This is a genomic window from Phaeobacter cretensis (assembly GCF_047372505.1).
Taxonomy (GTDB): Bacteria; Pseudomonadota; Alphaproteobacteria; order Rhodobacterales; family Rhodobacteraceae; genus Phaeobacter; species Phaeobacter cretensis.
Window position 1 is genome coordinate 469504 of the sequence record NZ_JBKBEU010000001.1, and the last position, 14547, is coordinate 484050.

A 14547-nucleotide genomic window follows, 5' to 3' on the forward strand; every position below is an offset into this window, starting at 1 on the left:
CGGCCCCTTTGGCTCGCCCAACATCATCGTCACCAAAGTGTTTCTCCCAACCTTGGCCCATGGGTGGGGGATGAATGCTTCTGGAAATTCATCGAAGACTTACTGATCGCCGCAGCCGTCGATGGATTGCTCTTCGCGGTCAATCAAGACGAAAAACCGATCGGATTTGTTAGCGCCGCGATATACCGTGCGGATGAGATGGAAGGATACTCCGACGCTTGGGCCAGAGGTGCAAGAATTGCCGAAACAAAATTCCCGGTGGTTGATGAATGTTCCCGCGGACAGGGCATTGGATCTGCCATACCTGCTGCAATTGAACGTAAAGTATCCATGCCGGGGCAAATGATCATCTTATCGGTGCGCTGGCACAAAACCTTGATACCGTCAGCTTCTATGAATCAAAGGGGTTTCAACCCGCCTGGTTAGAATTGATAAGAACTTAAGTTCAGGGCCACCATCAATCGAGTTGGATGTCTGACTTGCCGCAAATCCAAGTTGGTTTTGCACAGCTCAAGCCGGATGGCATCAAGTGCCTTTTTGTAGGCACAAGTTATGTCGGGCTCAGGGTTGCTTCCAATCATATGGAACAGCACTGCAACGAGCACTTTTAGAGAGAAATTTCGTATTATCTCTATAATATCAGCTCACATCGTGGCTAAGATTCTTCGCGCGACACCCAAAATCATGTTTCACAATCCCCCTACTACAGCTGCGGCAACAGGGGTCATTGCATGCTGTGTGGCTATTTGTGCTGCCCGCGACTTGACCACTTATCAATTTGGCGTCTTTCCCAGTTTACATCATAGAAAGACAATATTTCAAACGCCGCCAGGCCATGGGACGCTACGCCAAGTCCCCAACCGACCGATGGCCAAATAAACCAGAGATTGTCAGACTGAAAGTACATGTTGCCCGCAGCCATGACCACGACCGAAACGATATATAGGACCAAATGGCTGTAAAAGCCTTTGATGTCGCGCGCATATTCTACCGCCTTGCGCTCGTTATCTGGCAACTCATTTTCTGTGTACACGCTTTTCTCCTTTGCAATGGTGGCCACATCCACCTCAAACACCGAAGCCAAAGCACAAAGCGTCTCAAGACTTGCATTCCCTCCGCGCTCAACCCGCTGAATTGTTCGGACACTGAGTTCACTGACCTCGGCCAGAGTTTCCTGGGACCATCCTCTTTTAATGCGCAATTTACGGATTAGCATTTGATCACTCCTCGGGCATTTGAGTATCGGCAAAGCAAATATTGAACATGCACCAACCTAAACACCACGACAGCAACCTGTCAGTATATGTCACGACCACGACTCGACAGTCGCCAGTGCTGACAGCTGCGATTGGTCCTTTTACAAAAGTCAGCCTAGTCCACGCTGCTTAGAGCCTTGCTGAAATCTCTCTAGATCTCGCACCAATAACCGGTGTTTGTATTGCAACGCAGTCTTTCCCAGCTGTGTTCCTAAGGCGCAGACCTGACTGTATATTGCTGCGGAATGGACGGTGAGTTTCCCCACTGAACCCCTACCGTTTGCAAGGATGGGCCGTTAGCGATTTTGCAGCAAGTTCTGCATTTCTCAAAGGCGGCCTCCGCTACTCCATCAACATTGCGACATTTACCCTCTCTTCCATTCTTCATCCGCCACTGGACCCCCGCCCCCGGCTTCCCTATATAAATGGTCAGGAAACGAACTGAGGCACTTATGACCAACGCACCCGAGCCGCTGGAAGGCACACCGCTGATCGCACCCTCCTCTGTCAGCCACGCGCTGTACGAGCCGGTGGTTGAGGCTTGCCGGTCAGTCTATGACCCCGAAATTCCTGTGAACATCTATGAGCTGGGCCTGATCTACACGATTGATATCTCATCCGAAAATGACGTCAAAATTATCATGACACTGACAGCGCCCGGCTGCCCGGTGGCTGGTGAAATGCCGGGATGGATTGTTGATGCGGTCTCACCGGTGGCCGGCGTCAAAAGCTGCGATGTCGAACTGACTTGGGAGCCACCCTGGGGTATGGATATGATGTCAGATGAGGCCCGGCTCGAACTCGGCTTTATGTGACCGGCGCCGCGGCCCCGCCCTCCCGGATGGGCGCGCGTGGGAGCAGCGTTGATTTTGAAAGCGCGGCATGGCATTTCCCCTGCCGCGTTTTCTATGTGTGATTGCCTGATGTGGCGCACCTGATACCAGACATGAGTGACAACAGACGATCACAAGACCTCTTGCACCTTCAGGCCAAGCACTTTTAACATCCTCCAATAATCCGCTGTGCCTCTCAGCCGCAGCCGTTCTGTGTCAGGTCTTACCATTGGGCATCAGACCACAGAGCGACCTTATTATTTGGAGTTCCTCATTTTGCACCGCATCCCCGCCGTCTGCGCCCGCGCTTTTGCGCTTACGATTGCTGCTTCATCGCTGCTCAACCCAGCCTTAGCCGAAACACCCGAGGCCAAGACTGCCCTCAGCTACGGTCCCCGCCCGGCCCATCTGATTGCAGCCCTTCCCGACGGCGCATTGAAATCTAGATTGCAGTCCTGCGCCGGACAGACACCACAGACCACAGAATTTTCCATCGGCCACCGAGGCGCGCCTCTGATGTTTCCCGAGCACACGGTCGAGGGCAACCGTGCGGCGGCTGCCATGGGCGCGGGGATTCTGGAGTGCGACGTGACCTTTACCAAGGATCTGGAGCTGGTCTGCCGGCACTCCCAGAATGACCTGCACACCACCACCGATATCCTCACCAGTGATCTGGCGGGCCGCTGTACCCAACCCTTCACGGCCACCACCGCAGATGCGCCAGCCTTGGCAGAGTGCCGTACCAGTGATCTGACGCTGGCTGAACTGAAAACGCTGCACCCCAAAATGGACAGCCGCGATCCCAAAGCCAGCACCGCCAAGGCTTATCAGGGCGGTCTCTCTCCCTGGCGCAGCACGCTTTATCAGAGCGGGACAACCCTGCTCACCCACGCCGAAAGCATTTCTCTCTTTGCAGATCTCGGTGCGCGTTTCATGCCTGAGCTGAAAGCCCCCGTCGTCGTCATGCCTTTCAACGAAATGACTCAAGAAGACTACGCCCAAAAGCTGGTCGATGCCTATGTGGATGCTGGCATTCCTGCAGCTGATGTCTGGGCCCAGAGCTTCAATCTCAGTGATATCAAATATTGGCTGGCTCATACGCCAGAGTTTGGACGCCAAGCTGTCTATCTTGATGACCGTTTTGCACGCCATGATGAAGACGAGGGTCAGGTCGACCCGATGGATCCGGCAACCTTCCGCCCTTCGATGCAGGAGCTGAAGGATATGGGCCTTAACTACATCGCGCCGCCCATCTGGATGCTGCTTACCCTGGAAAACGGCCAAATGGTCCCGTCCCCCTATGCCAAAGCCGCCAACGCGGCCGATCTGAAGATAATCACCTGGACCCTCGAACGTTCCGGTCCGCTGAAAAACGGTGGAGGCTGGTACTTCCAGTCAGTGGCTGACGCCGTGACCTCAGATGGGGCCACCTATCAAGTTCTGGATGCCCTTGCCCAAGATGTCGGTGTGGTTGGTGTCTTTTCAGACTGGCCCGCAACAGTCACCTATTATGCCAATTGCATGGGCTTGTGACATCAGCCCCCTTGAGCCTGAACCGCAGCCCCCCTAGATTAGGGGTAACGCGCGACATTGGAGACAGACATGTTCGGTATTCCCGGCAAACAAGCGGTGACCATCACCGAAAAGGCAGCAGCGCAGATCGCTAAGCTGATGAACACGGGCGGACATTCCGGCCTGCGCATCGGCGTTAAAAAGGGCGGCTGCGCCGGCATGGAATATACCATGGAATATGTCGATCAACCTGATCCAAATGACGAAGTAGTCGAACAGGACGGCGCACGGGTCCTGATTGCGCCAATGGCACAGATGTTCCTGTTCGGAACCGAAATAGACTATGAGGTCTCGTTGCTGGAGGCTGGGTTCAAATTCAACAACCCCAATGTCTCAGAGGCCTGTGGCTGCGGAGAATCGATCAGCTTCAAGGACATGCCCGCAGGCTGATTGCGCCAGCCCTCAGACCAGGGCCTGAACCCAATCTCGTACAGTCGACCGTCGGGCCCAACATGACGCCCAGACAACACAGTTCAGAAAGAGGCAGCACCCCTGCCTCTTTTTTTGTGATCGTTTTCCGAACGCCATAGGTATTGTTCGACATATGTTGGTTGCAGTTACAGTGCTAAGACACGAATTGTTCCCCATTCCGAACAATGCTAGGACGGGCCGAACACTGTCATAACAGGTGCGGCAGTAAGCTGACTTGCAGACGAAGGCAGCGCAGGCCGCAACAAGACTTTGAGGAGATACGCAGATGCGTCAGAAACTGGTCGCAGGCAACTGGAAGATGAATGGCACCGCAAGCGCGCTGACCGAGCTGGGCAATCTCGCATATAGCTGCAAATCAGCAAAATCCGAGGTGCTGATCTGCCCGCCCTCAACGCTGATATACCGCGCCTCCAATGTCTGCGTGGACAGCAAGGTGGAAATCGGTGCGCAGGATTGTCACAGCGCCACATACGGTGCCCATACCGGCGATCTGAGCGCCGAAATGCTTCATGATGCAGGCGCTACAGCAGTCATTCTCGGTCATTCCGAGCGTCGTGCCGATCACGCAGAGACGGATAAACTCGTCCGGGCCAAAGCCACAACCGCTATCGCAGCCGGTCTCACCGCGATTATCTGCGTCGGTGAAACACTGGTCGAACGCGAAGCAGGCAGGACAATGGATGTGGTGCGGGCGCAGCTCGAAGGCTCCCTCCCCGATGACAGCAGCGGCTCCAAAGTGGTTGTGGCCTATGAACCTGTCTGGGCAATCGGTACCGGCAAAGTGCCAACAGTTGAACAGATTGCTGAGGTCCACAGCGGCCTGCGCGCAAGTCTGGTCAAACGGTTTGGCGGCGAAACTGCAAAAGCCATCCGCCTGCTCTATGGCGGCTCTGTGAAATCCAGCAACGCCAAGGAAATTTTTGCCGTGGCAGAGGTCGACGGCGCTCTGGTTGGCGGCGCTAGCCTCAAGGCTGCCGACTTCGCCCCGATTGTATCGGCCCTCGACGCCAGCGCATAAAACGCCTGCCATATTGACAAAAGCAAAGGCCCGGGAAAGCTCCCGGGCCTTTTTCTTTTCAGATCCCTGATTTCGGGATCTATTTGGTTATTATCTCAGGTCCCATCACCGCATTTGGCAACACGGTTGAGATCCAGGGAATGTAGGTGATCATAATCAGGAACACGAAGAGTACCGCAAGGAAAGGCAGTGCCGCACGGACCACCGCCATCATTGGCATGCCCGCAACCCCAGAGGTCACAAAGAGGTTTAGACCTACCGGCGGGGTAATCATGCCGATTTCCATGTTCACAACCATGATAATGCCCAGATGGATAGGATCAATGCCAAGTTCGATGGCAATCGGGAACACCAGCGGTGCCACGATGACCAGCAAGCCTGATGGCTCCATAAACTGACCGCCGATCAGCAGGATCACGTTGACCACGATCAAGAACATGACCGGACCAAACCCTGCCGAAAGCATCGCCGTTGCGATCTGTTGCGGGACTTGCTCATCGGTCAACACATGCTTCAGGATCAACGCATTCGCGATCACGAACAACAGCGTCACCGTCAACTTGCCAGCCTCAAACAACGCGTGGCGTGTATCGGCATGAAAGAAGGACGGAACGAAATAAACCACCGTCTGCCCCAGCATCTTGGGTAACATGGTCAGGAACTGCGCCATGTCCTTAGGCTTGGGGGCTGATTTCAATGGCCCCATGTCGCGGTAGATAAATGTCGCCACAAAAAACGCATAGATCGACGCCACAGCCGCAGCTTCTGTCGGGGTAAAGATCCCGCCATAGATACCGCCCAGAATGATCCCAATCAGCAACAAGCCGACTGAAGCATTGCCCGCTGAGGCGGCAACTTCGCCCCAACCCAGCCATTCACCTTTGGGCAGGTTCTTGATCTTGGCCATCACGTAGATAGTCACCATCAGCATCAGACCAGCCATCAGGCCCGGAATGACACCAGCAAGGAACATACGCCCGACGGAGACCTCAACCGCAGCGGCATAGACAACCATCACGATTGAGGGCGGGATCAGGATACCCAATGTACCCGCATTACAGATCACACCGGCTGCAAACTCCTTGGAGTAACCAACCTGACGCATACCTGCGATCACGATGGACCCGATGGCAACAACAGTCGCCGGCGACGAGCCAGAGAGCGCTGCGAACAACATGCAGGCAAACACGCCTGCAATCGCCAGCCCGCCCGGCAGGTGGCCCACACAAGCAATAGAGAAGCGGATAATCCGCCGCGCAACACCGCCAGTGGTCATGAAAGACGACGCCAGAATGAAGAACGGGATCGCCAATAAAGTGAAATGACCTTCAAAGGCTTCAAACAGTGTGCCCGCCACCGAAGCCAGAGAGCTGTCGGAGTAGATCAGTAGAAACAACGTCGAGCTGAGGCCAAGCGCCACTGCAATCGGAACACCGATCAGCAGAAGGCCAATGACCATGGAAAATAATAGAACGACGTCCATTAGTCGTACTCCTCGCGCTTCGCCTGCACTTCGGCAATTTCATCCTCAACCTCATGGCTGGCAACCAGTCGATCCGCATCGCCTCGTAGGATCTGCAGGCCAGCCTGCACAAACCGCAGCAGCATCAGCAGCATCGACAGCGGCAGCACCACATAGGGCACCACTTTGGGCAGTTTTTCATAGGAGTCGCCGTAGTTGATCAGCTCTTCCAGAAAGCCAAAGATCGCAACCATCGGCACATCCTGCACCTCGTAAAAACTCTGGCTGCGGGCCTTCATGTCAAACCCGGTGGGAAACCAGCGGCCTGAGGTCGGCGGCAGGTCTGCAAAGACCGCCCAATAGTCATAAGCACCCTTCAGCAGCAGCAGTGAAAACACGACACAGCATCCGACTGAGACCAGCCCCACCAGTCGGCGTGCAGGCGGCGAGAGCATATTGAGGATCGCATCAACCCCCAGATGTGCGTGAACTTTGACTGCATAGGATGCCCCCAGCAGTACTAGCCATGCAAATAGGAACACAGTCAGTTCCAGCGCCCACAGAATATTGGAATTAAAAACAAATCGCGCGACCACATTGGCAAATGTAATCAGGGCCATGAGCCCCAGAAGCAGCGCAATCAACGTTTCTTCGAGTGTATTGATAAGCCCGGTCGGGCCAGGTTTTGCCCCCGCCATATCGCTCTCCCTCGATGTTTGGATAATTAGAGATCGGCGCGGATGGCGCCCGTGCAAAATGGGGCGGGCGCGCTGGCGCGCCTGCCCCCGGATCGTAGGGCCGCAGCCCGTATATAGCGATCCTTACATACCAGCGTTGATCGCCTGTGCTGCGTCGATCATGTCCTGCCCCACATCACCCGCGAATTTTTCCCATACAGGCTTCATCGCTTCAACCCAGGCTTCACGCTGTTCAGGCGTCAGTTCGCGTACAACACCGCCTGCATCAACGATAGACTGGCGTGCCTCTGCGTTCACCTTGGTAGACTCGGAGTTCCGTGTCCCGGTGACTTCGCCAAGGATAGTCAAAAACTGGTCACGAACTGCCGGATCCAGGCTGTCGAGCCAGTCTACGCTGGTCACAACCAGATAGTCCAACGCACCATGGTTGGTCTCGGTGACACCGTCCTGCACCTCAAAGAACTTCTTGCCATAGATGTTGGACCAGGTGTTTTCCTGACCATCTACAACACCTTGCTGCAGCGCGCCGTAGACTTCAGAGAACGCCATTTTCTGCGGGCTACCGCCGATGGCTTCCATCTGTGCAACAAGAACGTCCGAGGATTGGACGCGGAATTTCAGGCCATTGGCATCCGACGGTTCGATCAGCGGCTTGTTTGCCGACATCTGCTTCATGCCATTGTGCCAATACGCCAGACCCTGCAGGCCGCGGCGCTGCATGCTATCCAGCATGTTTTGACCGTTCTCAGAGCCTTGGAAGGCATCAACTGCATCGATGTTTTTGAACATGAACGGCAGATCAAACAGACGGAACTGCTTGGTGAACTTTTCAAACTTCGACAGGCTGGGGGCTGCCAGTTGCACGTCGCCCTGCAACATCGCTTCCAGCACTTTGTTGTCGTTGTAGAGCGTGGAGTTCGGATAGACCTCCAGGCACATGGTGCCGTTCATCTCTTCGTTGATACGCTTTTCCAACAGCGAGGCAGCAATGCCCTTTGGGTGCTTGTCGGTATTGGTCACATGGCTGAACTTAACGACGATTTCACCATCGTCACAGGCGGCCATCGCGGTGCCAGCAGTCATGGTCAGTGCCACAGCAGTGGCAGCAGCAGTTACAAATTTCATGTCTTTCCTCCCGGATTCTCTCCATAGCCTCCGCTTAAGCGAAGACCCCGTAGCTAGCATCACGACCCAACGCGCACGGCTCAAGCTTTCGTAGCTATGTAAAAAATTATAGAATTTATCATTTTTTAACAAATGCTTGATTGACGAAATTAATGTTATACCTTCGTGCGTCTTTGAACACTGTGCGAAATTCCGCACATGGGTTCCTAGAGATTGTGCGAAAACCCGCACATCTGTTAGCGCCCAACAATTAGGCGTTGGAATCATCATCTGCTGTTATTTTGTACCAAGCCTGCCAGACAGATCCCCGTCTCCCCGTCGCGACACAATTCCAACAGTGACACAGATCCAATTTGACACAGGCCAACTACCCGGACGCACTCAGGATCCCTCTCAGAACACACCCTATGCCGCTAGCGACGATAGTCCTCAGGCCGGATGCCATAGCGCGTCAGCTTGTCATAGAAGGTTTTGCGCGGCAGCTTCAGCGCTTTGGCGGCGGCAGAGGCATTGCCGTTCTGCCGCCCCAACCCCGCGATCAGCAACGACCGTTCGACCTGTGCCAATTGCTCCGCCAGCCCCAGATCTGCCGCTGCCTGGCTATCCTCGGGCATCCCCAAAACAAATCGCATCGCCGCTGACATGAGCGAGCGCGCATTACCGGGCCAGTCCTGTGCCATCAGTGCTGCCAAATGCTCCTGCGGAACATCGGGCACCGCGACACCTGACTGCTCTGCCGCCTGCGCAACATAATGGCGAAACAATACCGGTATATCCTCCGGGCGTTCCGAGAGCGCCGGGATCCGCACTCGCATAACGTCCAGCCTGTAGAACAGATCTGCCAGAAAGCCGCCGTGCTCCGACGACTCGGCCAGGTCAGTGACTGCGCCAACCAGAATTCGCAGATCTAGTCCCTGCTCTAGGACCTCCAAAATGGCGTATTGCGTCTCCAACGGCAGAGCTGAGACTTCATCTAAATACAGCGATCCTCCGGCTGCCCGTTCGCAGAGCTCCTGAAACCCTTCAGGAGTTAGCCCCGCTGCCGGGCGTTTGACAAACGGCCCCTGGCCGGCGTCCGACATCAGATGAATGATTTCCGCGACTTTAGATATACCGCTGCCTGGTGCACCGGTCACCAGCACCTCTGCCCCGGTGGCTGCCACTGCCCGCACGCGGGCGCGCAGCTCTTCCATTTGTGGCGACGTCCCAAAGATCATCCGTGCCGCGGGGTCGCCGCTCTCTAGCCGTGATTTCAGCGCGCGGTTCTCCCGGACCAATGCCCGGGTACGCAGAGCACGGCGCACCACAGCGACCAGTTCACTCCCGGCACATGGCTTTTCCAGAAAATCAAAAGCTCCTTCCCCCATGGCTTGCACTGCCATCGGAATGTCACCTTCGCCGGTCAGCAGGATGACCGGTAGATCGGCATCCACCTCGCGCACGTAGCGCAGAAGATGAAAACCATCGCGACCCGGCATCCGCATGTCTGACAAGATCACCCCGTCGAAATCGGGGCGGATCAGATCTTTGGCCGCAACAAACGACCCAACCGTTGTGACCTCGCAGTCTGCCAACTCCAGCGTCTGCCCAAGCGCCGCACGCACTGCGGCATCATCATCCACCACCAAAACCTGATTGGTCATGCCACGTCATCCTCTTCTGGGGCACTCGCCTCCGTCTTCTCACTCCACTTCTGACGAGTCTGCTGCCACGGCTCGGCCCAGCGGTCCAGCTCCACGGTAAATTCGGCCCCGTTACCAGTGTTGATGCCGCGAATATTGCCGCCAAAGCTCTGCACCAACCCGTAAGAGATCGACAACCCCAACCCCATGCCTTCGGAACTGCCAACAGCCTTGGTCGAATAGAAGGGATCAAAGATCTTTTCCGGCTCTTTCAGACCTGGGCCGATGTCGGCAACGGTAACCAGCAGCCGATCACCCTCCTCGGCCCGCCCCTGTCGGATCGCGATACGGATTTCCCGGTGTTCCTGTTCCAGCATTGCATCAGCGGCATTGTTGATCAGATTCACAAAAACCTGCGACAAGCGGACCTCGCCCCCCCAGGCAAAAACTGGTTCCGCTGGTGGTTCCCACTTCAATGTTACACCGTCTTGATGCAGCCGCTGCTCGGTCAGCTCTGCTGCGGTACCGATCACCTGCACCAGATCCACTTGCCCCATCGGTTCGCTTTCATTGCGGGCAAAGGCGCGGAGATTCTTGATGATGCGCGCCATCCGCCCGGCCATCTGCGCAATCCGGCCAAGGTTTTCACCGGCCCGATCCGGCTTGCCCCGCGCGACAAATGCCTCGCCGTTTTCGGCATACTGCTGGATCGCCATCAGCGGCTGGTTCAGTTCATGACTGATCCCTGCAGACATCTGCCCCAGTGCGGACAACTTACCCGCCTGCACCAGATCTTCTTGCGCCTGCTTCAGTGCGGCCTCTGCCTCTAGTCGTTCCTGCACCTCACGCGTCAACCGTGTATTGGTCGCGGACAGCGCCCGCGTGCGTGCAGCAACCCTGCTCTCCAGCACCGCATTGGCCTTTGCCAGAATGCGCCGCCGGTCGAGTGCGAGTACCAACATCGCCCCCAGCGCCAACACGATAGCCGCGACCGCAGCAGCCTGCAGCGCTGCAAGCCGCTGCGCCGGTGTCACATCCACCAGAATCTCGCCCACCATGCCGATCTGCGGAAGGTTCACCGCCTGATGCAGGGCCCGTTCCGGCAGATAAGGCGACCAACGCAGATCCCAAATCTCATGGGATCCCTCCCGCCACGCGCGCAGCGCTACGGGTCGGCCATCCGGCGGGGATAGGCCAGGCCCTTCAACGCTACGTTGCCAGAACAACAGCTCACGCCGGTTTGCGATGAACACCTCGCCGCCGCGATTGGTGAAAAACACCGCCGGCAGTGACCCGCGCCACGTCTGCTCCACATCCTCCACATCGGCGACCACCACCAACGCACCTCGCACTCGACCATTGGTGTCAAAATCCGGTGCCGCATAGATGTAGGCGCGGCGCTCACGAGGGTTCAGCACGTCGTAACCTGTCCCCAATGCCCCTTGCATGGCACGATGAAAGTAGCCCTCCTGGGTCACGTCTCGACCCATCACGCCTGCGGCGGCCACCACAACGCGCCCTGCGCGGTCCACAAAAAACACATCCAGCGCTGCCGTCTTATCCGCCACCTCGCGCAGCAGGACCTTGGCCGCGCGGCGCGAGGGCTCGCTGTCCAATGTCTTCAGGGCCGGGTGATCGGCCATCAACACCGCCAGCTCTTGATAGACCTGCAACTGCGTGGTCACCCGGTCCGAGGCCAGAGCCAAATCCGCCGCACTGCGTTCTGCAAGCGAATCAAGCGCTTGACGATAGCCCAGCCGGTATACGCCGCCGGCAACAGCTGTCACAGCGCCCAACAGGAGCGCCAGAATGATCCATCGATGTCCGAGAAATTGCGTCATTGTCCGCACAGTAGCAAAGCCCCCCTTGCATTGACCAGCCACCTTGGCAAAAGCTTCGTGCATGAAGACATTGATTCAATCCCCCACCGATCCTGATTTTGTCCAATCACCCTATGGATTTTACGCCGCTGCCCGCCGCGATGGACATCTGCACATCTGGCAGGACTACGACATGGTCGCAGCCTTTTCCCATCCGGCCGTCCATATGTTGCTGCGCGACCGGCGTTTTGGCCGCGAAATCCCACCGGAGATGGCCCGCGAAAGCCCCGTGCACCTCGCGCCCTTCTTGCAGGTCGAGGCACATTCGCTGTTGGACGCCGAACCACCCCGGCACACGCGGTTGCGCCGCCTTATCATGCGCGCCTTTACCAGCCGCGAAATCAAAGCATTGGCGCCGGGTCTCAACACCCTTTGCCATGAGCTGATCGATGCCTTCCCGCAGGATGCGCCCTTTGATCTGCTATCCACATACTGTACCCAAGTACCGGTGATCGCGATCTGCCGTCTGCTCGGCGTGCCGGAAGGCATGGCACCCAAGCTTCTGGATTGGTCGCACAAGATGGTAGCGATGTATCAGGCCTCCAAAACCACCGAGACAGAACACGATGCCGCGCGCGCCAGTCAGGAGTTCATCGGTTTCCTTACGACCTATGTCGAGGAACGCCGCAAGACACCCGGTGAGGATCTGATCACCCGTCTTATCCAGGCCGAAGAAGACGGCGAAAGCCTGTCTACAGATGAACTGATCGGCACCTGCATTCTGCTACTGAATGCCGGGCATGAGGCCACGGTGCATTCGCTCGGAAACGGTGTTAAAACCATGCTCCAACAGGGCTGGGAGACATCCTGGCTCGCACCCGATGGCATCGATGGTCTGGTTGAGGAGATCCTGCGCTACGACCCGCCTTTGCACATGTTCACCCGTTATGCCTATGAGAAAATCGAGGTCTTTGGCCATACTTTCCAGCGCGGCGACGAGGTGGCGTTGCTCTTAGCGGCCGCCAACCGTGATCCTGAAATGCTCGATAGCCCCGAGAGTTTTGACCCAACACGCCCGGCGAAAGTGAATACGTCATTTGGCGCAGGACTGCATTTCTGCGTTGGCGCGCCGTTGGCACGGATGGAGATGCAGATCGCCCTGCCGATCCTGTTTGAGCGATGTCCGAATCTGAAACTGGTCGGCGCGCCGGAATATAACAACACCTACCATTTCCACGGGTTAAGCGCCCTGATGGTTCAAGCCTGAGCCGCTCGGCAGACGGTGGCGGGCCCACACTCTTGGCCCCGCCACAACATATCCTAAAATTCAGGCAGTTACTTGCCCTTTGGGACGTCCGGCGATCAGTACGCCTGCTGCAACAATTGCCACCACAGAGGCACTGCGGATCACGGTCTGGAAATCATAGATCTGCGCAATCACCCCCACTGCAGGCCCTGCCAGAACCCCGCTCACCATCAACGTATTCCAATAGATTGCTGTTGCACGGGCGGGGGTGTCCGGAGCAAAGGACTGCACATAGCTGATACCAAGGCTGGCGTAGAAGCCGTAGTACATCCCCTCCAGCGCAGCCCCTGCCAGCATTTGTGGAAAGCTCTGCACAGCGGCCAAGAGCTGAATGGTGACGATGGCCAGCCCCGTTACTACAACCAATGCCCGCCACATGCCAAACCGTGCAATCACCCAAGGCGTACTAAAGATCGCAATGACCTCGACAGAGGTCTTGATCGTAAACGCAAAACCCGGCGCATATCCCGGCAGCCCCACCTCCTGCACGTAAAAGAGCGGTAGCGATGAAAAGGTCAGAGAATGCGCGGTCGACAGGCAAAACACAAACCCAGCCGCCAGCCACACCCCCCGTGGTGCCACGGATGGCGCACCCATATCTGTCTTGGACGTCGTTGTCTTGGGCGTCGCTGTGCGTGCCATGGCAGTGATATCGCGGGGCAACGTAAACCACCACAGGGCAAGCCAGACCAGCGAGAGGCAAAGCGCCGTGGCAAACACAGCCTGCAAACCGATCCGGTCAGCAATCAGGAAGGTCACCGCCGGTCCAACCATCCAGGCCGTCGAGGTGGTGGCCCGCATATGCGAGTTGAACCGTACCCGTTCCACCTGATGACGCTCGGCCAGACTGCCGCCCAAACTGAACATGGTGGAAACCGCACTGGAGCTGGTTCCGAACCCCAATACACCCGCTGTCAGCACGACCCACAGGTTGGGCGCAAACGTCAATGATCCGGCGGCGAAGATAAACCCGGTCGCCGCAAATCCAACCAACGGAAACACCCGTGCGCCCGCATCAATGCGGCGGGCAAATTGCCGATTGGCAACCAATGTCAGGCCAATCGCCATCCCGGCATAAATGCTGATGATCCACGGCTCATACCCCAGCCCCTCAACCAGGAAATAGCCCATGAACGGTATAATCATTGAGGAACAAATGGTGCCACAGAACAGCAACATCAAAAACAACAGGCGCGCGGTTAGTGCGCCGGCAGGCGCTGCGGGAGTCGGGGAAACAGGCATAGTGAAAAAACTCATCCGGGAATACGCCAGCTTTTCCAGATAAGGGCCTTGCATGCAAGCTCTGCACTGGTGTTAGGCAGTCAAAAGGACGCCACATCAGTGTAAATACTCCGGGACAGCAAATAGGCAGGGCCTATGCGCCGCTGGTACCGCACATCGGG

Annotated in this window: 13 protein-coding genes; 6 read left to right on the forward strand and 7 right to left on the reverse strand. The window is 56.7% G+C overall.

Annotation, left to right across the window (positions count from 1 at the left end):
* Positions 1-63 precede the first annotated feature (63 nt).
* The gene (locus tag ACEWZM_RS02285; RefSeq protein WP_414004903.1) at positions 64-426 is read left to right on the forward strand and encodes a hypothetical protein; all 363 of its coding nucleotides are present in this window, start codon (positions 64-66) and stop codon (positions 424-426) included.
* A gap of 316 nt (positions 427-742) precedes the next feature.
* On the opposite strand, the gene ACEWZM_RS02290 is transcribed toward ACEWZM_RS02285, so the two are convergent.
* Positions 743-1216, reverse strand: a complete 474-nt coding sequence (locus ACEWZM_RS02290; protein WP_414004904.1) for a 2TM domain-containing protein — start codon at positions 1214-1216, stop codon at positions 743-745.
* 492 nt (positions 1217-1708) lie between these two features.
* Between ACEWZM_RS02290 and ACEWZM_RS02295 the strand changes: the two genes are divergently transcribed.
* From ACEWZM_RS02295 to tpiA, 4 genes are all read left to right on the forward strand, one after another.
* The gene (locus tag ACEWZM_RS02295; protein WP_414004905.1) at positions 1709-2071 is read left to right on the forward strand and encodes an SUF system Fe-S cluster assembly protein; all 363 of its coding nucleotides are present in this window, start codon (positions 1709-1711) and stop codon (positions 2069-2071) included.
* A 294-nt stretch (positions 2072-2365) separates the two neighbouring features.
* Positions 2366-3622 (forward strand): glycerophosphodiester phosphodiesterase family protein, encoded by a 1257-nt coding sequence (locus ACEWZM_RS02300; protein ID WP_414004906.1) that lies wholly within the window; start codon positions 2366-2368, stop codon positions 3620-3622.
* Between the two features lie 69 nt (positions 3623-3691).
* Complete coding sequence (locus tag ACEWZM_RS02305) at positions 3692-4051, forward strand: HesB/IscA family protein (protein WP_414004907.1); 360 nt, start codon at positions 3692-3694, stop codon at positions 4049-4051.
* A 307-nt stretch (positions 4052-4358) separates the two neighbouring features.
* Positions 4359-5111: a triose-phosphate isomerase gene (gene tpiA, locus ACEWZM_RS02310; protein WP_414004908.1), complete on the forward strand. Its 753-nt coding sequence runs from the start codon at positions 4359-4361 to the stop codon at positions 5109-5111.
* Positions 5112-5190: 79 nt separating this feature from the next.
* On the opposite strand, the gene ACEWZM_RS02315 is transcribed toward tpiA, so the two are convergent.
* The 5 genes from ACEWZM_RS02315 to ACEWZM_RS02335 form a co-directional block, all read right to left on the reverse strand.
* The gene (locus tag ACEWZM_RS02315) at positions 5191-6594 is read right to left on the reverse strand and encodes a TRAP transporter large permease (RefSeq protein ID WP_414004909.1); all 1404 of its coding nucleotides are present in this window, start codon (positions 6592-6594) and stop codon (positions 5191-5193) included.
* Positions 6594-7271, reverse strand: a complete 678-nt coding sequence (locus ACEWZM_RS02320) for a TRAP transporter small permease (protein WP_414004910.1) — start codon at positions 7269-7271, stop codon at positions 6594-6596. The genes ACEWZM_RS02315 and ACEWZM_RS02320 overlap by 1 nt, the downstream gene beginning before the upstream one ends.
* A gap of 123 nt (positions 7272-7394) precedes the next feature.
* Positions 7395-8396: a DctP family TRAP transporter solute-binding subunit gene (locus ACEWZM_RS02325; protein WP_414004911.1), complete on the reverse strand. Its 1002-nt coding sequence runs from the start codon at positions 8394-8396 to the stop codon at positions 7395-7397.
* A gap of 413 nt (positions 8397-8809) precedes the next feature.
* A complete protein-coding gene (locus ACEWZM_RS02330; RefSeq protein WP_414004912.1) occupies positions 8810-10039 on the reverse strand; it encodes a sigma-54-dependent transcriptional regulator in 1230 nt (409 codons plus the stop codon).
* Entirely contained in the window at positions 10036-11859 is a 1824-nt protein-coding gene (locus tag ACEWZM_RS02335; protein WP_414004913.1) for a sensor histidine kinase, read from the reverse strand. Before ACEWZM_RS02335 ends, ACEWZM_RS02330 begins: the two co-directional genes overlap by 4 nt.
* A gap of 61 nt (positions 11860-11920) precedes the next feature.
* Here ACEWZM_RS02335 and ACEWZM_RS02340 point away from each other — a divergent pair, with 61 nt between their 5' ends.
* On the forward strand, positions 11921-13105 hold the full coding sequence (locus tag ACEWZM_RS02340) for a cytochrome P450 (protein ID WP_414004914.1): 1185 nt from the start codon (positions 11921-11923) through the stop codon (positions 13103-13105).
* Between the two features lie 60 nt (positions 13106-13165).
* On the opposite strand, the gene ACEWZM_RS02345 is transcribed toward ACEWZM_RS02340, so the two are convergent.
* Entirely contained in the window at positions 13166-14386 is a 1221-nt protein-coding gene (locus ACEWZM_RS02345) for an MFS transporter (RefSeq protein ID WP_414004915.1), read from the reverse strand.
* Positions 14387-14547: the final 161 nt, after the last annotated feature.